Source organism: Lysobacter sp. OAE881 (genome assembly GCF_040546665.1).
Lineage (GTDB): Bacteria > Pseudomonadota > Gammaproteobacteria > Xanthomonadales > Xanthomonadaceae > Lysobacter_J > Lysobacter_J soli.
Window position 1 is genome coordinate 3,554,550 of the sequence record NZ_JBEPOG010000001.1, and the last position, 23,066, is coordinate 3,577,615.

The window sequence follows — 23,066 nt, forward strand, 5'->3', positions numbered from 1 at the left end:
GATCCCGCGAGATCGTGAAGCAGGGGCGAAGGCCATGAAAAGCAACGTGAAAAAGCCTTCGCGCAGCCTGCGCCGCATCGGTGCCATCGCGCTGCTGTTGCCGCTCACGCTCGGCTCGACCGCGCAGACGCCGCAGCACTCGGGCGCGCCGGTCGCCATGCCCAATGCCTTCACCACGGCGAACGTCCGCCCGGTCGCGGCACCGCTTCCGCCTGCCGTGCCGCTGCCTGCCGACTTCGACGTACGTCAGTTCGAATCGATGGCGCAGCAGCTCGTCGCGGGCCAGCGCGTACCGGGCCTTGCGATGGCGATGGTGCACAACGGCCGCATCCTCAGCGCGCGTGGGTACGGCATCACCGATACCAGCCGCGCGACGCCGGTCGATTCGCACACCGTGTTCCGCCTGGCCTCGCTGTCCAAGAGCTTCGCCGGCACGATGACGGGCCTGCTCGTCAATGACGGTTCGCTCCGCTGGGACAGCAAGCTCGTCGATTACCTGCCCTCCTTCCGCCTGAGCAATCCGGCCGCGTCGCAGCAGCTCACCGTCGCCGACCTGCTCAGCCATCGCGTGGGCCTGACGCACAACGCATTCGATCGCGACCTCGAGCAGTACGTCGATTTCCGCACGCTCACGCAGAAGCTCGCCTACGCGCCGCTGCAGTGCGCGCCGGGCACCTGCTACAGCTACCAGAACGTCGCCTTCAGCCTGGTCGGCGACATGGTGTTCGCCGCGACCGGCGACTTCTACGCGCAGGAAGTGCAGCGCCGCATCTTCAAGCCGCTGGGCATGAACGATGCGAGCCTGGGCCTTGAAGGTATCCAGGCCAGCCCGAGCTGGGCCCGCCCGCATGTGCGCGGTCGCGGCGGCTGGGTGTCGATGATGCCCAAGACCACCTACTACCAGGTGTTGCCGGCCGCGGGCGTCAACGCCAGCGCCAGCGACATGGCGCAGTACCTGCTCGCGCACACCGGCCATCGTCCCGACGTGCTGCCCGCGCCGCTGCTGGCCACGCTGCACCACCAGCTGGTCGACACGCCGAGCGAGATCCGCGGTTCGTCGTGGCGTCGCACGCGCCTGACCGGCGCCGGCTACGCACTCGGCTGGCGCACCTACAAGTACGCCGGGCACGACGTGGTCTTCCACGGCGGCGCCGTGCAGGGCTATCGCGGCCTGATCGCGATGGTGCCGGAGCTCGATTTCGGCGTGGCGCTGATGTGGAACAGCGAGAGCTCGCTTCCCTCCGGCATGCTGCCGACCATCCTCGACACCGCCCTCGGCCTGCCGCCGGGCCAGTGGCTGGACGACGACATCGACCCGACGCTGTACGCCGAGGCGACCGACGATACGTCGCCCGATGCCCCGCACGCACCGGGCGCGCACGCGTCGGCTTCGACCGCCGCGCCGCAGTAAGCGGCTTCGCTTCGACCCGCGCGACTCGCGCGTCATGGACGCCGGTGCAGTTCCCGGCGTTCGTTCCCCCTTGATTCCATGTTCGCCGTCGGGTGCCGCCGAAGCGTTCGGTGTTCGCATTGGCGCGGGCGCCACGATGCTCGCGCCGTCATCCGACGTGCGGCTATGCGCCCATTCCAGCCTTTGTAGCCCGGGTAAGCGCAGCGCACCCGGCGTGGGCGTGACAGCACTCGGGTGCGCGCCCGCTTATCCGGCTGCAGCCGCGTTCGCTGTTCAAGGGCAGCGCGTCGGTGACATGACGGCACGCCGTCCACCCACCGTAGCGATGAAGGCCGGCTGCCGCCTCTTACTGGTCCAGGCTATGCGTAGGTCAACCTGCTGCCGATGACGGCAACCGCGCCGTCCTTGGAGCCAACTCATTAGGCAGGTTCGTGGCTGCCACTCGGCGGGACACCGGCTGTCGCTCGATCGTTCCGCGACGTTGCGCCTGCGGGAACGCGCTGCCAAGCGCGCACCTGTGCCGGAAGCCAAGGCCGACGATGCGTCGCCCGCGCCTTTCGATCTCCCAAAAAAAACTCTCCCCCCGCCTGGGCTGCGGGGAGAGAGCTCGATTACGGTCTTCGGGGCTTTCTTAGATCATCGGCGCCGGGGTGGCCGGCATCGCCGTCACAGCCGCCTTCTTGGCGGTCTTCTTGCGGCTCGACTTCTTGGCAGCCTTCTTCGGAGCCGCCTTCTTGGTCGCCTTCTTGGCGGTCTTCTTCGCGCCAGCCTTCTTGGCGGTCTTGCGCGCGCCGGCCTTCTTGGTGGCCTTCTTCGCGGTCTTCTTGGCGGCGGTCTTGCGGGCGCCAGTCTTCTTGGTGGCCTTCTTGGCGGCGGTCTTGCGGGTCGCCTTCTTCGCGGTCTTGCGGGCGCCGGTCTTCTTGGCGGCCTTCTTCGCGACCTTCTTGGCCGGACGCTTGGTCGCCTTCTTGGCGGCCTTCTTCACGGTCTTCTTCGCGCCAGCCTTCTTGGCGACCTTCTTCGTCGCCTTCTTGGCGGCGGTCTTTTTCTTCGCAGCTTTCTTCATGGCCATGGTATGGCTCCTCGTCAGTGGTTGATCAGCATTGATCAGTGGTCGTGCAGGTCTATCGCCCAGTAGAACCTAAGCCGCGGGAGTCGGACCCGCGAGCAGCCGCCGACGCGCGGACGCGCCGGTACGGATTTGGTGCCGCCCGCATGTGCGGGCAAACAAAAACCCGGCGCGCCATGAGCGGACCGGGTTGGATGGAGTGCCTGGCCTGCGTGTGCACGGTGCGCGTTTTCGCGGGGGAAACGAACCCTGCGTCCACCGTTTCGACAGCCCGGTCGGAGGTTCGTTTTGTGCCGCGAGTTGTCGCGTTGTCTGTACTCACTCTCTTCCGCAGGAGACGCTGCTGGGCGAAACCTAATCACGCTTTTTCGCACTGTCAACAACTTCGCTCATTTTTTTTTCAGGCAGGTCGGCGTGGCGTCACGGCCATCGCCTGTCCGGACGACGCGTCGAACGACGACGACGACGATCGCTGTTCGTCTGCATCGCCGACATGCTTTTCGCAAACCGCTTTTTTTAAGGGGTTTGCGAAAACGCATCGACGCAGCGGCATGTTCGACGACGCGTTCGCATCCACGCGTGGCGGTCGCGACAGTCTCCCGGAAAGGCGGTTCGAGACGCCCGAAAAAAATCTCCGACGACGCCCTCGTTTCGCGTCGCACAAACCCGATTTGCGCGAAAGTGCGCGAACTCCGACGAGGTGCCGACGTCGCTTCGACGACCATCCGACGCGTTCGCGAACATCGCATCGGGCATGTCGGCGACGACCTTCGCGATGCAGTCGATGCACTTCGACGCGCCACCCGCATCGCACCCGACGAACCCGTCGACACGGTTCGACGCGCGCCCGGAACGTGTCGCCTGTCGCGTCGCGCGGGTCCACCGATGCGCTTGATCCGGTGTTTTTCGCGGAGGCGTGCGAGGGGTTGCTCACCGGACCGTCACTTTCCGCAACGCGCATCGCATGCCGCAAAAACAAAACCGGCCGCACGAGGCGGCCGGTCGGTGATCGCTTGCTCCCGCGCGTGGCGGGAATGCGCAGTTCGATCAGTGGTCTTCTTCTTCCAGCAGCTCGGCGTAGTCGTCCGGAGCGAGCAGCTCGTTGAGCTGGTCGGCGTCCTCGATCTCCAGCGTGTAGATCCAGCCTTCGCCGTAGGCGTCCTCGTTGATGGTCTCCGGCTTGTCGGTCAGCGCGGTGTTGACCGAGACGACCTTGCCGGTGACCGGCGCGTAGACGTCGGAAGCGGCCTTGACCGACTCGACGACGGCGGAAGCGGCGCCGGCTTCGACGCGGTCGCCGACGTTCGGCAGCTCGACGTACACCAGGTCGCCGAGCAGGCCCTGTGCGTGGTCGGAGATGCCGACGGTCACCTTGCCGTCGCCATCGACGCGGGCCCACTCATGGGACTTCATGAACTTCAGATCGCCGGGAATTTCACTCATGACGGGAGCCTCGAAACGTTTGCGGGGGCACGGGACAGCGGTTGTCGGCGCCTAGTCTAACGGCGCCGGATGGGGCGTGCGACAGGGGCCTTCCGTCGCGGGCACGGCACTCAGGCGAGCACGCCTTCCTGCGGCTGCCCATCGCGCACGAACGGGAACTTCACGACGCGAACCGGCACTTCCTTGCCGCGGATGTCGACGCGCACGTTGCCTGCCGTGCCCAGCGCGATCTTGCCCGCGGGCACGCGGGCGAACGCGATCGCCTTGCCGAGCGTCGGCGAGAAGGTGCCCGAGAGGATTTCGCCATCGCCGTGCTCGGTGATCACCTTCTGGCCGTGACGCAGCACGCCCTTCTCGTCCATCACCAGCGCAATCATCTGGCGCGGCGCACCGGCGGCCTTCTGCGCTTCGAGCACGTCGCGGCCTATGAAGTCCCGCCCTTCGTCGAGCGCCACGGTCCACGCGAGCGCGGCTTCGTACGGCGAGACCGTGTCGTCCATGTCCTGCCCGTAAAGATTCATGCCGGCTTCCAGGCGCAGCGTGTCGCGCGCGCCCAGGCCCGCCGGCTTCACGCCCACGTCGAGCAGCGCGTTCCAGAACGCGACCGTCTGCGCTTCCGGTACCACGACCTCGAAACCGTCCTCGCCCGTGTAGCCGGTGCGCGCGACGAACACGTCGATGCCGCCGGTCGTCTTCGCTTCGCCGGCGGCGAACTTGCCGAGCTTGCCGATCGCATCACGGTCTTCCTCGCGCAGCAGGCCCAGCACCTTCGCGCGGGCGTTCGGGCCCTGCACGGCGATCATGCCGAAGTCGGGACGTTCGGTGACGGTCACGTCGAAGGCCTTCGCCTGCTCGGTGATCCACGCCAGGTCCTTCTCGCGCGTGGCGGCGTTGACGACAAGGCGGAAGAAGTCCTCGGCACGGTAATAAATGATGAGGTCGTCAATCACGCCGCCCTGCGGGTTGAGCATGCAGGTGTACAGCGCCTTGCCCGGCACCTTGAGCTTGTCGACCGAGTTGGCGACCAGGCGACGCAGGAAGTCGCGCACCTTCGCGCCACGCAGGTCCACCACCGTCATGTGGCTCACGTCGAACATGCCGGCGTCGCGACGCACCTGGTGGTGTTCCTCGATCTGCGAGCCGTAATGGATCGGCATGTCCCAGCCACCGAAGTCGACCATCTTGGCGCCGAGGTCGCGGTGGGTCTGGTTGAGGATGGTCTTCTGGGTCATGGCGCTGGGAACCTGTCTGCGGGAGCGAGCCCGCGATTATCCCAGAACCCGGCGGCGCCGGCTTTCGTGCGGATTCTGCTCGCGCCTACGCCGGCGAATGGTCGCCGTCGAAAACGGTTCCGCTACTCGCTCAGGCCTTCGTTGTAGCAGCGCACGCTCGACGGCGTGACACGCAGGAACTTGCCGGTACCGCGATCCAGCCGCATCGCCCAGCGCACGGCCGGAAGCATCTCCAGTCCAGACGCGCCGTCGGCACCGGTGTCGATGATCGCGACCACGCCGGTGTCGTCGACGCCGTTGCGCTGGCAGGTGGCGATGGCAACGAGCTCGTCGCGACGCAATGCCGGATACGGAACCGAATCGGTGATGCGCCAGCGCGGCTGGTCGCCGACGCGGTCGACGAACTGCGCGGCGAGCAGCTGGACCGTGCGGTCCTCGTCGTCGTCGAGCGTGGCGATGCTTCGTGCGCACAACTGGTCGATGCCGGTGCCCACGCCCACGCAGCTGCCGGTGTTGGACCGGAAGCCCTCGGGATACGGCGGCACGACTTTGCCGATCATCATCGGATTGCCCCCCGCCCACGCGCTGCCCGCGACGCACAGCGTCGCGAGCCAGCACGCAGCGGACGTTCGCGTCATACGGCGGGCTCGACCAGCAGGCTCATGCCGCGACTGGAGACGATGCGCACCACCGTGCCGGCGGGAAGCTCGGGGCCGGTGACGTCCCAGAACGCGTCGGCGATCTGCACGCGACCGTGTCCGTTGACGATCGCGCGCTCCAGCGGCACGACCTGCCCGACCAGCGCTTCGGTGCGCCGGTTGAGCGTGGGCTTGTCGCTGCGCGGTTCGCGGCCGCGGAACCAGCTGCGGTACACCTGGATCGACACGAAGCTCAGCACCACGAACGCCGCCACTTGCGCGAGCACCGGCACGTTCGGGACCAGGAGCACGATGGCGAACACCGCGGCCGCGGCGAAGCCGAGCCACAGCATGAAGGCCCCCGGCGCCATCGCCTCGGCGGCGAACAGCAGCAGCGCCACCACCGCCCAGGTCACCGTTTCGGTGTTCCATTGCATGGGTCAGCCTCCCGGGCGCGGCGACGGCGGCGGCGTGCGCGTGGTCGATGCCTGCGCGGCGAGCGCGTCGCTGCCCAGCGCGTTCTTCGCCAGTTCGGCGATGCCGGCGAGCGAGCCGATCACGCCGGTGGCTTCCATCGGCATCATCACGAACTTCTGGTTCGGCGCCTCGGCCAGCGCCTTGAACGCCTCGATGTACTTCTGCGCCACGAAATAGTTGATGGCGTTGACGTTGCCGCCGGCGATGGCGTCGGACACCAGCTGCGTCGCCTTGGCTTCGGCTTCGGCCAGGCGCTCGCGCGCTTCGGCTTCGCGGAAGGCGGCCTCGCGCTTGCCTTCGGCTTCCAGGATCGCCGCCTGCTTGTCGCCTTCGGCGCGCAGGATTTCCGACTGCCGGTGACCCTCGGCTTCCAGGATGTTGGCGCGCTTCTCGCGCTCGGCCTTCATCTGGCGCGCCATCGAATCGACCAGGTCGCGCGGCGGCTGGATGTCCTTGAGCTCGATGCGGTTGACCTTCAGGCCCCACGGGTGCGTGGCCTGGTCCACGGCGACGAGCACCTTCGCGTTGATCTCGTCGCGCTTCGACAGCGATTCGTCCAGGTCCAGCGAGCCGATCGCGGTGCGGATGTTGGTCATCACCAGGTTGAGGATGGCGACCTCGAGCTGCGCGACCTCGTAAGCGGCCTTGGCGGCGTCGAGCACCTGGAAGTAGACGATGCCGTCGACCTTCACCACGGCGTTGTCCTTGGTGATGACGTCCTGGCTGGGGACCTCCATCACCTGCTCCATCATGTTGATCTTGCGGCCCACGCCGTAGACGATCGGGATCAGGAAATGCAGGCCCGGGTCCATGGTGTGGGTGTAGCGGCCGAACCGCTCCACCGTCCATTCATAACCCTGCGGCACCATCCGCACGGCCTTCAGCACCAGGATGACGCCCGCGAACAGCAGGACGACGCTCAGCACCGCACTCAGTCCCATGATCCCCTCCTTGTTGTCGAGCCGAGTATAGGCCGACGGCTGCGACGGTTTCCGCGCCCCCTGCATCTAGGGGAAGGACGATCCAACAAACGCAGGACGCGAGCCCTTGCCCACCAGCGTGCCAACCGCCACCGACGCGCCCCGGAGCAGCTTCGCCATCGACGTCCCCGAGGCGTTGCTGGCGCGCGTTCGCGCCGGCGAACGGGCGGCATTCGAACAGATCTACCGCCGTTTCGAGCGGCCCGTGTTCAACCTGGCGCTGCGCATGCTCGGCGGCGCGCACGGGCCTGACGGCGTCGAGGAGGCGGCCGACGTGCTGCAGGAAACCATGCTCAAGGTGTTCAACAAGATCGGCGACTTCCGCGGCGCGGCAAGCGGCGGCAACGGCGACGGCGCCAGTCCGTTCTGGGGCTGGGTGCGGCAGATCGCGGTGAACGAAACGTTGATGCGGCTGCGCGGCCAGCGCCGGCACCTGCACGACGTGGCGCTGGAAGACGACGAGTTCGCCGTCGACACCGGCCCGCTGCCCACCGCGGCGGCCGACGCGGCCGCACTGAACCGCGCCCTCGCCCGCCTGCCCGCCGCCACGCGCAGCGTGCTTTGGCTGTACCACGCCGAGGGCTACACCCACGAGGAGATCGCGGCGCTGATGCAGCGCACGGCGAGCTTCTCGAAATCCCAGCTCGCACGCGGCGGTCGCCGCCTGCGTGAACTACTCGAACCGGAGAAGGCCCATGCCTGACACCGACCGCAACGATTCGCCCGCCGACTGGAGCGGCGCCTTCGCCGCGCTGCCGATGGAAACGCCGCCGGCCGGCGGATGGCAGCGCATGCAGCGCGCGCTCGATGCGACGCCCGCCCGCCGGACGCGACGCCAGTGGCCGATGTGGCTCGCCGCGGCCGCGATCGGCGCCGTCGCGCTCGTGCCGGTGCTTCGTCTCGCCGATCGCCAGGCTCCGTCGGAATCCACCGAACTGGCCGCCCGCAAGCGCGCGCCGATCGACACCTCGCGCCCGCCGCTGGCGGCATCGAAGCGTCCGGAAACGCGCGTGGCGGACACGACCGAAGCCGCACCGTCCAACGACACGAAGCCCGCCGAAAGCGCGCCGCCTGCCTTGAAGCCGGACGACGCGACCCGCGTCGCGACCAAGACGCCGGACGACGCCGGGCGCGATGCACGCGCCGCGCAACTTCGCGACCACGTGGCCGCGTTGCAGTCCGAGTCGGCGCAGCTGGAAGCGCTGCTGGCCATTGCGCGCGACGACCGCGTCGCCTCGGCAAGCGGCGCGGCGCTCGCGGTCGAGTTCGATCGCCGCATCGGCCGCATCGACGCCTCGCTCTCGCAGCCGGGCCTGGACGACGTCGATCGTGCGGCGCTGTGGCAGGCGCGCGTGTCGACGATGCGCGAACTGGCCGGCATCGAAACCACCCAGCGCTGGCTGCAGTCCAGCGGCGAACGCTACGACGGCGCGCTCGTGAGCGTCGACTGACCCCTTTCACCCGCAGGACCCACGCCCATGATCCGTACCCGCAACACGACGCGCCTGGCCGCGACGATCGCCCTGCTCCTGATGTGCATGGGCGCCGGCGCGCAGACGCCGAAGGCCGATGCCGAACGCGCGCGCCAGGACGCCGCGAAGGCGCGGCAGGAAGCCGAGCACGCCCGACAGGACGCCAGCAAGGCGCGGCAGGATGCCGAACGCACGCGACAGATCGAAGCCGCACGCGCCGACCTCAACCGCGCCGCACAGCGCTACGCCGAACTCACGCGGCGCCACGCGGACTTCGACCGCGCGCAGTTCGAGCGCGAATTCGAAAAGCGCTTCGCACGCCAACCCGTGCTTGGCGTGGTGCTGTCGCCCGATCCGAAGTCCGGCGTGCGCATCGCGGCCGTGACGCCCGACAGCGCGGCGGCGAAGGCCGGCCTGCGCGCCGGCGACGTCCTCACCTCGATCGGCGACACGCGGCTGGATACCGGCAGTCCGACAGCGCGCCTGGAGAAGGCGCGTTCGCGGCTGCGCCTGCTGGAAACCGGCAAGACGGTCGCGCTGACCTACACGCGCGACGGCCGCACCGCGACCGCGCGCGCCACGCCGATGCTCGGCGATCGCCTGGTGGTCGCGCGCGATGCCGACGGCAACCCGCTCGCACGCTCGATGCCGATGGTCGCGCCGCAGGTGCGCAACGAACTCATCCGGCTCGATTGCGAAGACGACGACAGCGACTGCCGCCTGCCGCTGCTGTCGGAGGCCTTCCGCTGGAACGGACTGAACCTGGCGACCGTCGACGCGCAGCTGGGCCGCTACTTCGGCGCCGATCGCGGCGTGCTGGTGCTGAGCACCGGAGCGGACCTGGCAGGCCTGCAGACAGGCGATGTGATCCAGCGCATCGACGGCAAGCCGGTGAACTCTCCGCGCGAGGCGATGGCTGCATTGCGCGACAAGCCGGCCGACAGCCGCGTGGCGGTGACCTACCTGCGCGATCGCAAGAGCGCGACGACGCAGATCACCGTGCCGAAGACCGCGATGCTGCGCATTCCGCGTCCGCCGATGCCGCCGGCGCCACCCGCCGCGCCGAAGGCACCGGGCGCTCCGGCTGTGCCCGCACCGCCTGCCGCTCCGGCCGCACCGCCCGCGCTCCCCAAACCCGCGCAGGTGGTGACGCCGCCGGCGCCTCCCGCGCCACCGAAGGCGCCGGAACCCCCGCAGGAACTCGTGAACTACGCGATCTCGCTGTGAGCGGAACCACAGCAATGAACCACACCAATAAGTAGTGAATAAAAAAAGCCCCTCCCCCGTAGCGCGGGAGAGGGGTTGGGGTGAGGGAGGGAGCCCGCAAGTTGTTCGGCGTCGATCGCGATGCTGTCGGAGAGAGAAGCAGCGGTCGGTCGATGACGCCGGGAGTTCGAAAAGCGTGACGGCCTGGATCCCGGCCCTCGCCGGGATGACGGCTTCCCGAAGATATTGCTTACCTCGCGATCACCGCTGCGCCGAAGCCTCCGTCGGCGCGCGCTCGACCCACTTGTCGAACACCGCATCGATCTGCGCATCGCGCACCTTCCTGCCCTCTTCCAGCGAGCCGGCCTGCTCGAACAGCGGAATGATCATCGCCATGCCGTCCACCTTCGTCTTCAGGCGCACGCCCGGCGGCTGGCCGAGGTAACGCTCCCAGCGGGCGCGCACCTTCGCCCAGTACTCCTTCGTCGCCGTCCAGTACATGTAGGCGGGCTTGAAGTCGACATCGGTGGTCTTCTGGTAGTCGTTGAAACCGAACTCACGCGCCAGTTCCACGTGCGTGCCGTCCGGCTTGCGCAGCACCTTGGTGTTGAACTGCTCGTGCGTCCAGCCGCTCGGGGTCAGCGTGTGGCGATTGACCGCACTGATGGCGTTGTAATCGCTGCGCCTGGTGTACTCGCGACGCGGCAGCGGTCGCCAACTGGTATCGCTCGTCCACGTCGGCACGTCGTTGTCGTAAGTCCACTTGCCCGTGCCGCAGTAGCGCGGCGCGTCGCTGACCTCGTACACGCACTGCGTCCACGCGCCACGCGTGAGTTCCGCCGGAATCGCGCGGACCTGCCAGGTCTGGTCGCCGCTGAACTCGAAACGCGTCGGCGCCTCGAACGTCCAGTCCTGCCGCCAGTGCTTGGTCACGTGGCCGCTCTTCCCGTCCACGAGGATGTGCTGCAGCACGATCTTCGTCGGCGTGTCCTGCACGACGATCACCGTTTCGTTGCCGCCGCTGCGCATCGCCGGATGGCGCTCATAGCCCGGTTGAAGCAGCACGGTTTCATCGAAAGCGAAATCGACGATGTATTCGCCCTGCATCGCCAGGATCGAATCGTGGTCGCGCGAGGTGCCGGCGAACGCGGCTGGTGAAGCGGCAGCGGCGAGGAGGCCCAGGTTCAGGGCGAGCGTGCGGATTTTCATGGCTGGCTCGTTTGGGTTGGTCGGAAGGAATGAAAGACGGCTCACCAGCTCACCGCCAGGCTGACGCCGACGTTTCGGCCCGAACTGGTGTAACGGTCGAGCACCGTGCTCGACGCGAGTGTCCCGGCCGGCACATCCGCGGCGTCCCAGTACTTGCGATCGGCCAGGTTGAACACGCCCACGTCGAACACCGCGCCCGGCGCGAAATTCCAGTGCGCGAGCAGGTCGACGACGCCGTAACCCGGCACTTCGAACTGGTTCGCGGCGGGCAGGTCATCCTTGCGTGCGGCGAAGCGACCGGCGAGTTCGACACCCCACGTGTCGGCGTCGTACGCCACGCCAAGCGTGGCGCGCAGCGGATCGATCGACGGCAGCGGCTCGTTCGTCGTGCGGTCTTCGCCCTTCGACCACGCGGCGGCACCGCGAATGGACCAGCCCGCCAGCGCGTCGCTGTACGCGCCCAGGTCCACACCCGCGCGCGCTTCGATGCCGTGGATTTCCGCATCCTCGATGTTCTGCGACTGGAACACGATCAACGGCGTCTGCGGCGGCGCGCTCAACTGCACGGAAGATTCGATGAAGTCGTCGTAGCGGTTGTAGTAGCCCGACACTTCGGCGTACACCGCCTCGTTCGAGAAGCGCAGGCCGAGTTCGACGCCGTTGCTTTTCTCCGGCTTCAGGTCCGGATTCGGAATCGCGGTGTAACCGAACTGCAGGTTGGTGAAGCCGAGGTTGACGTCGCTGTAGGGCGGAGCGCGGAAGCCATGCTGGTAGCCGCCGAACAGCGACCAGCCCTCGCTGAAGTGCCAGACCGCGCCGAGCTTGGGCGATACGCTGGTCTCGCTCAGCTCCGCCACTTCGACGCCCGGGTTGTCGTCGGTGAAGGTCGCGTCGGGCTTGGGTTCGAGCTTGTAGTAATCCACGCGCACGGCCGGGATCAGGCGGAACGTGCCGCCGGCGAACGACATCTCGTCCTGCACGAAGAGCGCGGCCTGCGTCGTGTCGCTGACGGGGAAGTCGCGCACCGGGAACGTGTCGGGCGAAATCACGTTCGTCACGGTGCCGGTCAGCAGGTTGGTCGCGCGGCCGTCGCGCTTCTGTTTGAACTCGGTGCGCGCGAGTTCCAAGCCGTAGGTGATGGCGTGGTCTGCCGGGCCGGTCGTGGCCTCCTTGTGCAGCACGGCGTCGAAACCGGTGAGGCGCTGGTCGAAGTTGAACTCGCGTTCGCGCAGCACCGGATTGATGGCCACGCCATTGCGCAGCGTGGCGCGTTCCTCGCGCGTGCGCTGCGTGGTTTCGCTGTCCTGGCGATAGAGCTGCCACTGCAGCGAATCGGCGAACGCGGCATCCAGCGCATCGACCTCATGCGAGAACGCGACCCGCGCCCGGGTCTGCTTGTCGTCGCCGGTCTGCGAGGCGACGCGCACCGACGGCGGCGTACCGGGAATCGTCGAGGTGTCGCCGAGCGCGGTGAGCACGTCGGTATCGACATTGTCCTCGTTGCCTTCGACGGTGAGCTTGAAGCGCTGGTTCTCGCTCGTTTCGAACACCAGCTTCGCCAGCAGGCTGCGGCCGTCGTACTCCTGCGGATTCGGCGCGGTGCGCGACGAACCCGTGCCGCGGTTCTCGCCCATGTTCTCGCGTTCCTGGCCCTGGTGATGCCCGATCGCGGCCAGGCCCGACCAGCGCTCGCCGCCGAAGGCCGCCGTCGCGCCGCCGAACAGGCCGTTGTCCTCGCCAAAGTAGCCGAATTTCAGGCCGAAATAGGCGTCCTTGCCGTCCGTCAGGTAGTCCGACGGATCCTTCGTGACGAACGAGACCACGCCACCCAGCGCGTCGGAACCGTACAGCGCGCTGCCCGGGCCGCGCACGACTTCGACCGCCTTGAGCGTGTCGAGATCGACGAAGTTGCGGTTCGCGCTGGAGAAGCTGCCGATCGAGAACGCGTCCGGCACCGCGATGCCGTCGGTTTCGATGCGCACGCGGTTGCCGCCGAGGCCGCGGATGCGGATGTCGCCCAATCCGCCGAAACGTCCCGAACCGCCCGACACGGTGATGCCCGGCTCGTAGCGGAACAGGCCCTTCAGGTCGCGCACGAGGTTGCGGTCCATCTCGTCGCGATTGATCGCGGTGACGACGTTCGGCACGTCGTCCAGCGCACGCTCGGTCAGGGTGGCGGTGACGACGATGCGGTCGAACTCGTTGGCGGCGATTGCGCCCGTGGCGGCGGCAGCGATCGAGGGGTCGCTACCGTCGGGCGCCACGTCGTCGGCGATCGCGACGGCGGGAATGGCGAGCATCAGGGCAAGGGCCAGGGTGTTGCGTACAGGGTGCATGCGCGGTCTCGGAGTGATTCCGAGGCGGCTGGCAGCCGTTGCCGGCGGGCTTGCTTGCCTTGGGAGAGAGAGTGGGATTGAGAGAAGGTGGTGCCGCCGGATGCGGCCGTGCGCGGCGTCCTTCCCCAAGGAATCGCCGCGCGGTCGTGCATTGCGGCGGCCGCAGGGGCCGCCGTCAGGGAAGGATTACTTGGTGAGGATCAGCTTGTCGTTGCGCGTGTGGCGCAGACGATAGACCTCGTCGCCGTGGCGGATCAGCACTTCACGGCCACCGCGCAGCAGGTCGTCGCTGTCGAGCAACCCCTGGGCGAACGGTGCGCTGGCGGGCAGCGTCGAGGCCGACGGGATCGCGGCTACGGACGCGATCGGCGGCGATAGGCGTTGGGTTCGGGGCTTGAGCTGTAGCAGCGTGGGGCGCGTCGACATGGGCGTGGCTCGTTCGAGGGCTCGCCACGGATGATAATGATTCTCATTTGACAGTCAACCCGCCCCGCGACCGCTCATCCGACGGCGGCTTCGACCCGCTGCCAGTCGCCTTGGGCCAGGCGTTCGGCCAGCTCCAGCGCCTCGAGGTTCTGGATCAGCTGCTCCGGCCGGCTCGCACCCAGGATCACGCTCGACACGTGCGGGTTGCGCAGGCACCACGCGATGGCGAGCGGCGCCGGCGCGACGCCGAGTTCCTGCGCGGTGGCGACGAAACGACGCGCCCGTTCGACGCGTGCGCCCTCCTCGCCGAGCACCGAACGCTGCAGCCAGCCGAGGCCTTCGCGCCCCAGGCGCGCTTCGGTCGGAACGCCGGCGTTGTACTTGCCCGTCAGCAGGCCCGACGCGAGCGGCGACCAGATCGTCGTACCCAGTCCGTATTCGGCGTACAGCGGCGCGTACTCGAGTTCGACGCGCTCGCGATGCAGCAGGTTGTACTGCGGCTGTTCCATCGTCGGCGCATACCAGTTGCGTGCGTGCGCGATGCGGTGCGCGTCGCGGATCTGCGCCGCGGTCCATTCCGACGTTCCCCAGTACAGCACCTTGCCCTGGCGGATAAGCGCGTCCATCGCACCTACGGTTTCCTCGATGGGCGTGTCCGGATCGGGACGATGGCAGTAGTACAGATCGAGCGTCTCCACGCGCAGCCGCTTGAGCGCCGCGTGGCAGGCGTCGGTGACGTGCTTTCGCGACAGGCCGCGCTGCGTCGGGCCGGGAGCATCGACCGCGCCGAAGAACACTTTGCTTGAAACGCAGAAGCCGTCGCGCGGTAGGCGGAGGTCGGCGATCACGTCGCCCATGACCTTCTCGGCCTCGCCATTGGCGTAGGTCTCGGCGTTGTCGAAGAAGTTGACGCCGTTGTCCCAGGCGGCGGCGACCAGGTCGCGCGCGGTCGAGCGCCCGATCTGCGCGCCGAAGGTGAGCCAGGCGCCGAAGGACAGCGCCGAAAGTTGCAGGCCGGATGAACCGAGGCGGCGGTATTGCATGTGGGGTGCTCCGGATTGGGGCTGGCGGGCGGAGTCGTTCAGTTTAGCCCTGCCGCCGTGCGCGTCCGGTCGGTACAATGCGCGCACTTCCTCCTCCGGGGAGTAGCCCCTCCGCCCGCGGCACGCCGGCGGGGACCCGCGTCAACACACTTGGCCCACAGGCCATGGCGCGGGAGCGGCAGCCAGCCGGACGCCCTCGGGCACGGCCAGCGACCACGGGCAAGACCGAAGGCAGGCGTCGCGCGCGCAACTGGCAATCAGCCGGGTCGGGCCGTGTGACGGCTGCCTTTCGCGTCCACGCGAAAGCCCGACCCCGGAGTTTCATGATGGATCACTTTCCCCTGATGACGGCCGCGATCTCCACGGGCACCGTCGCGCTGGCCGAGATCGGCGACAAGACGCAGCTGCTCGCGCTGCTGCTCGCCGCGCGCTTCCGCAAGCCGCTGCCGATCATCGCCGGCATCCTGGTCGCCACGCTGCTCAACCACGCGCTGGCCGGCTGGTTCGGCACGCTGGTGGCGCAATGGCTGACGCCCGACGTGCTGCGCTGGGTCGTGGCGATCAGCTTCCTGGCGGTCGCCATCTGGACGCTCAAGCCGGACAAGCTCGACGAAGGCGAGGAATCGCTGCCGGCACGCGGGGCGTTCGTCGCCACGACGTTCGCCTTCTTCCTGGCCGAGATCGGCGACAAGACGCAGGTCGCGACCGTGCTGCTGGCCGCCAAGTATTCGCCACTGTGGGAAGTGGTCGTCGGCACGACCGTCGGCATGCTGCTGGCCAACGTGCCGGTGGTGCTGCTGGGCAGCAAGCTGGCCGACCGCCTGCCGCTGAAGGCGGCGCGCTATACGGCGGCAGTGGTCTTCCTGGTGCTGGCGATCTGGGCCGCGGTGCGCGGCATCGGATAAGCCTGCGTCGGCGCGCTGCTTCAGGCCGAAGGAGCGCGCCACGCGGCAGGCCGCCCGGGCGCGTTATGCTCGGCGCGGCCCGTGACGGGCCGGCAAGCGGGGGAAGCGCATGCTCGGAACCGGCGGAAGGGTCCGCGACGTCGTCGCCGCGCTGCTGGCGCGGCCGGACGAAATCATGTTGGAGATCGGCGCCGGCGGCGAGCTGATGGTCGCGCGCCTGCGCGTGGTCATCGCCGCGATGCTTCTGGTGCTGCCGGTGACGAACGCGCTCGCCGGCGGCAGCGTCAAGGACACCCTGATCGGCCTCGCCGGCGCGATCGTCATCAACATCTTCGCGCACCTGTGGCTGGCGCTCGCGCGTCGGCGGCGGCTGTTCCGCTGGCTGCCGTTCGCGTCGTCGGCGTTCGACGTCACCGCCACGACCGTACTGCTGATCATCCTCGCCGCCGATCACCTGCCCGCCGGCCTCAACAACCTCACCGCCTGGTGCGGCTACGTGGTGGCGATCGTGCTCACCGCGCCGCGCAGCGACGGCCGCATTGCGCTGTTCGCGGGCGCGCTGGCGATCGGCCAGTACAGCCTGCTCGCGCTGTGGGCGTTCGCATCTGCCGGTTCGCCGGAGCAGCTGATTTCCAGCGACTACGGCGCGATCACCCTGCCCGGCCAGCTGCAGCGCGTGATCCTGCTGGGCGTGTTCACGCTGATCACCGCGATGGTGGTCTACCGGATGCAGCGGCTGGTCGAGATGTCCGGCACCGACGGCCTGACGCGCCTCCCGAATCGCACGTGGCTGATGTACCGCGTGCCGCGCCTGTTCGACAGCGTCCGCCACGACGGCGACAGCCTGACCCTGGCGCTGATCGACCTGGACCACTTCAAGCGCATCAACGACGCCCACGGCCACCACGCGGGCGACCGCGCGCTTCGCCACGTCGTGTCGGTCCTGCGCGAGCTGGCCGAACCGGGCGAATGGCTGGTGCGCATCGGCGGCGAGGAATTCGTGCTGCTGCTGCGCAAGCCGATCGGCACGGCCTGGGAACGCGTGGACGCCATCCGCCGCGCCCTCGGCGAGCGGCCGTTCGAACCCGAGCGCGGCGCCGACACCGTCGCGCTGAGCTTCAGCGCCGGACTGGCGGGCTTCCCGCACGAGGGCTCGGACCTCTCGCGCCTGCTGCGCCGCGCGGACGGCCGTCTCCAGCAGGCCAAGCTCCAGGGACGGAACCGGGTCGTCGCGCGCGATACCTGACCCCACGACGCGCATTTTTCCGACACGCTGCCGCGGCGGTCCCCTCTGGAAGTACCGGCCCTCGCGGCCGGGCGGCCTCGTCGTAAACTACGCGCCGCCGCAGCCATGACCCGCCCCCGCGAGGGCTCAGGCCGCATCATTCCTGAACGACAAGACTCGCTGCCGGCCGCCGGTTGCAGGGGAGAACTGAGTGGAAGCCATTACCCGGGTGGCCTTTGGCCTGTTTGGTCTTGCGGTGCTCATCGGCATCGCGTGGCTGTTCTCGAACAACAAGCGTCGCGTGGACTGGAAGCTGGTGATCACCGGCGTCAGCCTGCAGGTCGCCTTCGCCGCGCTGGTGCTGCTGGTGCCCGGCGGCAAGGACGTCTTCGACGCCATCGGCCACGGCTTCGTGAAGGTGCTCAGCTTCGTCGGCGAAGGCTCGAAGTTCATCTTCGGCAACCTGATGGACGTGAACACCTACGGCTTCATCTTCGCCTTCCAGGTGTTGCCGACGATCATCTTCTTCGCCGCGCTGATGGGCGTGCTCTACCACCTGGGCGTGATGCAGGCGGTCGTGCGCGGCATGGCGTGGGTGATCACCAAGGTGATGCGCGTGTCCGGCGCGGAAACCACCAGTGTCTGCGCCAGCGTGTTCATCGGCCAGACCGAGGCGCCGCTGACGGTGCGCCCGTACATCCCGAAGATGACCGAGTCGGAGCTGATCACGATGATGATCGGCGGCATGGCGCACATTGCCGGCGGCGTGCTCGCGGCATACGTGGGGATGCTCGGCGGCGGCGATCCGGAGCAGCAGGCGTTCTACGCCAAGCACCTGCTCGCGGCGTCGATCATGGCCGCGCCGGCGACGCTGGTCATCGCCAAGATCCTCATTCCCGAAACCGGCGAACCGCTCACGCGCGGCACGGTGAAGATGGAAGTGGAGAAGAACACCGCCAACATCATCGACGCCGCCGCAGCCGGCGCGGGCGACGGCCTGCGCCTGGCGCTGAACATCGGCGCGATGCTGCTGGCCTTCATCGCGCTGATCGCGCTGGTGAACTGGCCGCTGTCGTGGTTCGGCGACGTCACCGGCATTTCGGCCGCCATCGGCAAGCCGTTCGACCTGGCGACCATCTTCGGCTACGTGCTCGCGCCGCTGGCGTGGGTGATCGGCACGCCGTGGCAGGACGCGTCCACCGTCGGCAGCCTGATCGGCCAGAAGATCGTCATCAATGAGTTCGTGGCGTACCTGCAGCTGGCCGACATCGTCAACGGCAAGGTCGCCGGCGTGACGCTGACCGACCAGGGCCGCCTGATCGCGACCTACGCGCTGTGCGGCTTCGCCAACTTCTCGTCGATTGCGATCCAGATCGGCGGCATAGGGGGCCTCGCGCCGGAACGTCGCCAGGACCTCGCCCGCTTCGGCCTGCGCGCCGTGCTCGGCGGTTCGATCGCGACGTTCATGACGGCAACGATCGCGGGCGTGCTGACGTGGTTTGGCAGCTGAAGATGCCGTGATTCGTGATTGGGGATTCGTGATTCGCAAAGGCGGATCCCCGATCGGCCACAACCTTCGGCAGGCGTAGCGATGAGCGTTGCTTCAACGAATCACGAATCACGAATCACCAATCCCGGCTCCATAGTCGTCGTCGGTTCGTTCAACGTCGACCACGTGTGGACCGTCGCGGCGCTGCCGCGGCCGGGCGAGACGCTCAGCGGGCAGTACCACACCGGCCCCGGCGGAAAGGGCTTCAACCAGGCCACCGCCGCGGTCCGCGCGGGCGCGGCGACGACGTTCGTGTGCGCCCTCGGCGAGGACCTCGGCGGGCAGCTCGCACGCGCGCTTGCCACCGCCGACGGGCTCGATCTTCGCGAGCATTCCAGCCAGGCGCCGACCGGCACCGCCGGCATCTACGTCGATCACGACGGCCGCAATTCCATCGTGATCGGCCCTGGCGCCAACGCCGACCTTCCCGTTGATTTCGTGCGATCGCAGCGCGACGTCATCCATGGCGCGCACGTGCTGCTCGCACAGCTGGAATCGCCGCTGGCGTCGATCGAGGCCGCATTCGCGATCGCACGCGACGCCGGCGTGCGCACGATGCTCAATCCCGCGCCGGCCGACGCGCGCGTGCCGGCTTCGCTGCTCGCGTTGAGCGACGTGATCACGCCTAACGAAAGCGAGTTCTGCGCGCAGCTTGAACGGCACGTCGGCGAGCGCGTCGATGCGTCGATCGTCGCCACGCAGGACGACGACACGCTCCACGCCTGGTGCCGCCGCCTGCTTCCGCACGGCACGGTGGTCGTGACGCTGGGCGCGGCGGGCTGCTTCGTTTCGCACGCCGACGATGTACTGCACCGCGACGCCCGGACGCACTACCGCGTGCCCGGCGCGAAGGTGCAGCCGCAGGACACCACCGGCGCCGGCGATGCGTTCAACGGCGCGCTTGCGGCGTCGTGGGCGCTGCGACCGGACGCCGCGTTCGCCGACCACCTGCACTACGCGAACCGGTACGCGGCGTTGTCGACGGAAAGCGCGGGCGCAGCCGCTTCGATGCCGCGCGACGTGGATGTGCGGAAGCGCTTCAGCTGACGCTTGAGCCCTCTCCCACCGGGAGAGGGGCTTTAACCGTCGGGATGCGCGCGCCTGCCCGGCCCGCTGCCACAAGCCCGCGCCCTATCAAATAAGAATTATTCGCATTACCATGGCGGGCTTCGAAAGTCCCGGATTCCACGATGCTCCGCCGCCATGCCCTCGCCAGCGCCCTGCTGGCCGCCCTTGTCGTGCCCGTCGCCCACGCCGATGAGGCCACCGACATCGATCGCGTCACCGTCTCGGCCAGCACCAGCCGCGTTCCCGATTCCGAAGCCGCGCTGCCCAACACGATCACGGTGATCGACCAGGCGCAGCTGCAGCAGCAGCTCGCGCTGACGCAGGACGTCTCGCAGGTGCTGGCGAACCTGATTCCCTCCTTCGCGCCGTCCCGCCAGAAGCTCACCAACAGCGGCGAGACGCTGCGCGGCCGCAAGCCGCTGTACCTGGTGGACGGCGTGCCGCAGTCCACGCCGCTGCGCGACGGCGGCCGCGACGGCCACACCATCGATCCGTCGATGATCGAACGCATCGAGGTCATCCACGGCGCCAACGCGCTGCAGGGCCTGGGCGCGTCGGGCGGCATCATCAACATCATCACCAAGCGCGCGCCGCGCGAGGATGGCGCGACGTTCCAGGACGTTTCCGTCGCCGCATCGACGGCCGTTCCGCACGAAAGCGACAGCACCGGCTATCGCGCCTCGTACCTGTTCGGCACGCGCTCGGGTGCGTTCGATTTCGTCGGCGGCGCGTCCTTCGCCAGCGAGGGCCTGTACTACGACGGCGACGGCGACTCCATCGCGGTCAACGACGTGCAGGGCGACCTGATGGACGCGGAGAGCTACAACCTCTTCGCGAAGGCCGGCTGGAACCTCGGCGAAACCCGCCGCCTGCAGCTCAGCGCGAACCGCTACGAACTGCAGGGCAACAACAACTACCACGCGGTCAACGGCAACCCCGCGACGGGCCAGCTGGCGACGTCCGCGCGCGGCGGCAGCATCGGCGAGGGCCCGCGCAACCGCTCCACGTCGCTGACGCTGGACTACACCGACAAGGCGCTTGCCGGCGGCTACTTCCAGGCGCAGCTGTACTGGGTCGATTTCGAAGCCCTCTACGGCGGCAGCTACTGGGGCGATTTCTGGGGCGATGGCCGCGATCCAAACTGGTTCGACCAGTCGCAGAACCTCTCCGAGAAGCTCGGTGGCAAGTTCAGCTGGTCGCGCGGCGACCTGTTCGGCCTGCGCCTGCGCGCTACGGTCGGCCTGGACATCGCGCGCGATACGACCTCGCAGGAACTCGTGCGCGCGGGCATGGACTGGGTCCCGGAAACTTCGTACGAATCGGTGTCGCCCTTCGTGCAGCTGGAATGGTGGGTGGCCGACTCGGTCATGCTCACCGGCGGCCTGCGCCACGAGCGCGGCAAGCTGGACGTCGACGACTACCTCACCATTCCCGACCAGCGCCTCGCGCCTGCCGTGCACGGTCGCCGCTACCTGGTCGAAGGCGGCTCTCCGGAAACGAGCGAAACGCTGCCCAACGTCGGCATCGTGTGGGGAGCCACCGACGCGCTGAAGCTCTACGCGTCGTATTCGGAAGGCTATACGGTCGCCGACATCGGTCGCGTGCTGCGCGCGATCAACACGCCGAACCAGCGCGTGGACACGCTCGTCGACCTGCAGCCGGTGATCGCCGACAACCAGGAAATCGGCCTCGACTACGACGACGGCCGCTGGCTGGTGCACCTGGCCGCGTACTGGTCGGATTCCGACCTCGGTTCGCGCCTGGCGTTCGACAACGCCACGCAGACGTACAACGTCGTGCGCGAGCGCACCGAGATCGACGGTTTCGAAGGCAGCGTCGCCTACCAGTTCACCGACGCCACGCGCGTCGGCGTGGCCTACGCGAAGACCGACGGCCGCTACGACAGCAACGGCGACGACCGCGTCGACAGCGACCTGCCCGGCATCAACGTCGCGCCCGACCGCGCGACCGCGTTCTGGGACCAGACGTGGACACAGGCGATCTCCACGCGCCTGCAGGCCAGCCATTCGTTCGATCGCGATTTCGACTATCGCGGCACCACGCTGCCGGACGACTTCGAGGGCTACACGACGGTCGACCTGCAGGCGCGCTTCCAGCTGCCGCTGGGCGCGCTGAACGTCGGCGTCGAGAACCTGTTCGGCGAGCAGTACACGACGTACTACTCGCAGACCACGCCGCGCGCCGACACTTACACCGCAGGCCGCGGTCGCGTGCTGACGGTGGGCTGGTCGCACCGGTTCTGATAAATCGCTCCGATGGACATGGCCGCGACAACGCCCGCCACGAAAGCAGTGCCGAAACGGCGGCTGCGGGCGGTGCTGTCCTGGCTGCACCTGTGGACCGGGCTGACGGCGGGGCTGGTGTTCGCGCTGGCCTCGCTCGCCGGCACGGTGCTGGTGTTCCATGTCGACCTGCTCAAGCTGCAGCATCCGCAACTCGCGCAGCACGCGCCCGTTGCCGATGGACGCGTGCTCGCGCAGCTGATCGAACGCTGGGGCCCGGAGGGCATGCGCTCGCTCGACGTTCCGCGTGATGAACTGCCGGTCTGGCAGGCGTATTTCGAGGATGGTCATCGCCAGTACTTCGCGCCCGAAGACGGCGCGCTGCTGCTCTATCGCAGCCAGCACGACGACGTGCTGCTGTGGCTGCACGAATGGCACGTCGACCTGCTCGGCGGAAAGACCGGCCGCGAAGTGTGGGGCGTGATCGGCTGCATCAGCCTGGCGATGATCCTCATCGGCCTGTACCTGTGGTGGCCGAAACGCGGGCGATTCGTTGCACAGCTAAAGATGCACGCCGGCCCGCCGGTGCGGCGCTGGCTCACGTGGCATCGCAGCTCCGGCGTGATCCTGCTTCCGCTGCTGTTGCTGGCGACGGTGACCGGCGTCGGCATGGTGTATTCGAAGGCCTTCCAGAAGGCGCTGACGGCAACGTTCGGCGGGAAGAACGTGAAGGCGCCGGAACTGCCCGCAAGCGATGCGGCGATCGATTGGACGCGCGCCATCGCGCAAGCGCGCATCGCGATTCCCGAGGCACGGCTGGCGCGCGTGTCGGTGCCCGATGCGAGTGAAGGTGCGGTGTCGTTCCGCCTGCAGGCGAAGGGCGAATGGCACCCCGTCGGCCGCAGCACGGTGGTGATGTCGCGCGATGGCCGCGTCGTGCAGGCCTTCGACGCGACGACGCACAGGCTCGGTATGCGCATGAGCCAGGCCTTCTATCCGCTGCACGTCGGCGCGGTGGGCGGCACGGCGATGAAATGGATCACCGCGTTCACCGGCCTGTTGCCGATGTTCCTGCTGGTCACCGGTTTCCTGTTCTGGCGGCGGCGGCGCGGGAAGCGCTGAACTTCGGGCTCG

General features: G+C 68.2%; 20 protein-coding genes. 11 read left to right on the plus strand and 9 right to left on the minus strand.

Annotation, left to right across the window (positions count from 1 at the left end):
* Window positions 1-34 precede the first annotated feature (34 nt).
* Complete coding sequence (locus ABIE51_RS16350; RefSeq protein WP_115843409.1) at window positions 35-1,411, plus strand: serine hydrolase domain-containing protein; 1,377 nt, start codon at window positions 35-37, stop codon at window positions 1,409-1,411.
* A 638-nt stretch (window positions 1,412-2,049) separates the two neighbouring features.
* Window positions 2,050-2,508: a hypothetical protein gene (locus ABIE51_RS16355; RefSeq protein ID WP_386840412.1), complete on the plus strand. Its 459-nt coding sequence runs from the start codon at window positions 2,050-2,052 to the stop codon at window positions 2,506-2,508.
* 1,019 nt (window positions 2,509-3,527) lie between these two features.
* Here the strand turns inward: ABIE51_RS16355 and gcvH are convergent.
* The 5 genes from gcvH to ABIE51_RS16380 form a co-directional block, all read right to left on the minus strand.
* The gene (gcvH, locus tag ABIE51_RS16360) at window positions 3,528-3,923 is read right to left on the minus strand and encodes a glycine cleavage system protein GcvH (protein ID WP_115843413.1); all 396 of its coding nucleotides are present in this window, start codon (window positions 3,921-3,923) and stop codon (window positions 3,528-3,530) included.
* A gap of 110 nt (window positions 3,924-4,033) precedes the next feature.
* A complete protein-coding gene (gene gcvT / locus ABIE51_RS16365; protein WP_192631489.1) occupies window positions 4,034-5,155 on the minus strand; it encodes a glycine cleavage system aminomethyltransferase GcvT in 1,122 nt (373 codons plus the stop codon).
* A gap of 122 nt (window positions 5,156-5,277) precedes the next feature.
* Complete coding sequence (locus ABIE51_RS16370; RefSeq protein ID WP_192631490.1) at window positions 5,278-5,793, minus strand: hypothetical protein; 516 nt, start codon at window positions 5,791-5,793, stop codon at window positions 5,278-5,280.
* Window positions 5,790-6,230, minus strand: coding sequence for an NfeD family protein (locus tag ABIE51_RS16375; protein WP_115843419.1), 441 nt, complete (start codon window positions 6,228-6,230; stop codon window positions 5,790-5,792). Before ABIE51_RS16375 ends, ABIE51_RS16370 begins: the two co-directional genes overlap by 4 nt.
* A gap of 3 nt (window positions 6,231-6,233) precedes the next feature.
* A complete protein-coding gene (locus ABIE51_RS16380) occupies window positions 6,234-7,211 on the minus strand; it encodes an SPFH domain-containing protein (protein WP_115843421.1) in 978 nt (325 codons plus the stop codon).
* Between the two features lie 106 nt (window positions 7,212-7,317).
* Here ABIE51_RS16380 and ABIE51_RS16385 point away from each other — a divergent pair, with 106 nt between their 5' ends.
* The 3 genes from ABIE51_RS16385 to ABIE51_RS16395 are packed head-to-tail and all read left to right on the plus strand — an operon-like array spanning window position 7,318 to window position 9,949.
* Window positions 7,318-7,953 carry an RNA polymerase sigma factor gene (locus ABIE51_RS16385; RefSeq protein WP_192631491.1) on the plus strand — a complete coding sequence of 212 codons (636 nt, stop codon included), beginning with the start codon at window positions 7,318-7,320 and terminating at the stop codon, window positions 7,951-7,953.
* Entirely contained in the window at window positions 7,946-8,701 is a 756-nt protein-coding gene (locus tag ABIE51_RS16390; protein ID WP_192631492.1) for a hypothetical protein, read from the plus strand. The genes ABIE51_RS16385 and ABIE51_RS16390 overlap by 8 nt, the downstream gene beginning before the upstream one ends.
* Before the next feature lie 27 nt (window positions 8,702-8,728).
* A complete protein-coding gene (locus ABIE51_RS16395) occupies window positions 8,729-9,949 on the plus strand; it encodes a PDZ domain-containing protein (RefSeq protein ID WP_192631493.1) in 1,221 nt (406 codons plus the stop codon).
* A 240-nt stretch (window positions 9,950-10,189) separates the two neighbouring features.
* Here ABIE51_RS16395 and ABIE51_RS16400 read toward each other — a convergent pair whose 3' ends face one another.
* The 4 genes from ABIE51_RS16400 to ABIE51_RS16415 form a co-directional block, all read right to left on the minus strand.
* Window positions 10,190-11,137: a DUF6607 family protein gene (locus ABIE51_RS16400; RefSeq protein ID WP_192631494.1), complete on the minus strand. Its 948-nt coding sequence runs from the start codon at window positions 11,135-11,137 to the stop codon at window positions 10,190-10,192.
* 41 nt (window positions 11,138-11,178) lie between these two features.
* A complete protein-coding gene (locus tag ABIE51_RS16405) occupies window positions 11,179-13,473 on the minus strand; it encodes a TonB-dependent hemoglobin/transferrin/lactoferrin family receptor (protein ID WP_192631495.1) in 2,295 nt (764 codons plus the stop codon).
* Between the two features lie 186 nt (window positions 13,474-13,659).
* Window positions 13,660-13,899, minus strand: a complete 240-nt coding sequence (locus ABIE51_RS16410; protein WP_192631496.1) for a hemin uptake protein HemP — start codon at window positions 13,897-13,899, stop codon at window positions 13,660-13,662.
* A 74-nt stretch (window positions 13,900-13,973) separates the two neighbouring features.
* Complete coding sequence (locus ABIE51_RS16415) at window positions 13,974-14,942, minus strand: aldo/keto reductase (protein ID WP_192631497.1); 969 nt, start codon at window positions 14,940-14,942, stop codon at window positions 13,974-13,976.
* A gap of 326 nt (window positions 14,943-15,268) precedes the next feature.
* Between ABIE51_RS16415 and ABIE51_RS16420 the strand changes: the two genes are divergently transcribed.
* The 6 genes from ABIE51_RS16420 (at window position 15,269) to ABIE51_RS16445 (ending at window position 23,054) form a co-directional block, all read left to right on the plus strand.
* The gene (locus ABIE51_RS16420) at window positions 15,269-15,847 is read left to right on the plus strand and encodes a TMEM165/GDT1 family protein (protein WP_198173706.1); all 579 of its coding nucleotides are present in this window, start codon (window positions 15,269-15,271) and stop codon (window positions 15,845-15,847) included.
* A gap of 109 nt (window positions 15,848-15,956) precedes the next feature.
* Window positions 15,957-17,093 carry a GGDEF domain-containing protein gene (locus tag ABIE51_RS16425; RefSeq protein WP_192631498.1) on the plus strand — a complete coding sequence of 379 codons (1,137 nt, stop codon included), beginning with the start codon at window positions 15,957-15,959 and terminating at the stop codon, window positions 17,091-17,093.
* Between the two features lie 190 nt (window positions 17,094-17,283).
* Window positions 17,284-18,582: a NupC/NupG family nucleoside CNT transporter gene (locus ABIE51_RS16430; protein WP_192631499.1), complete on the plus strand. Its 1,299-nt coding sequence runs from the start codon at window positions 17,284-17,286 to the stop codon at window positions 18,580-18,582.
* Between the two features lie 81 nt (window positions 18,583-18,663).
* The gene (locus ABIE51_RS16435; protein ID WP_192631500.1) at window positions 18,664-19,668 is read left to right on the plus strand and encodes a ribokinase; all 1,005 of its coding nucleotides are present in this window, start codon (window positions 18,664-18,666) and stop codon (window positions 19,666-19,668) included.
* A 143-nt stretch (window positions 19,669-19,811) separates the two neighbouring features.
* The gene (locus tag ABIE51_RS16440; protein ID WP_192631501.1) at window positions 19,812-21,953 is read left to right on the plus strand and encodes a TonB-dependent receptor; all 2,142 of its coding nucleotides are present in this window, start codon (window positions 19,812-19,814) and stop codon (window positions 21,951-21,953) included.
* 72 nt (window positions 21,954-22,025) lie between these two features.
* Window positions 22,026-23,054 carry a PepSY-associated TM helix domain-containing protein gene (locus ABIE51_RS16445; RefSeq protein ID WP_192631502.1) on the plus strand — a complete coding sequence of 343 codons (1,029 nt, stop codon included), beginning with the start codon at window positions 22,026-22,028 and terminating at the stop codon, window positions 23,052-23,054.
* Window positions 23,055-23,066 lie beyond the last annotated feature (12 nt).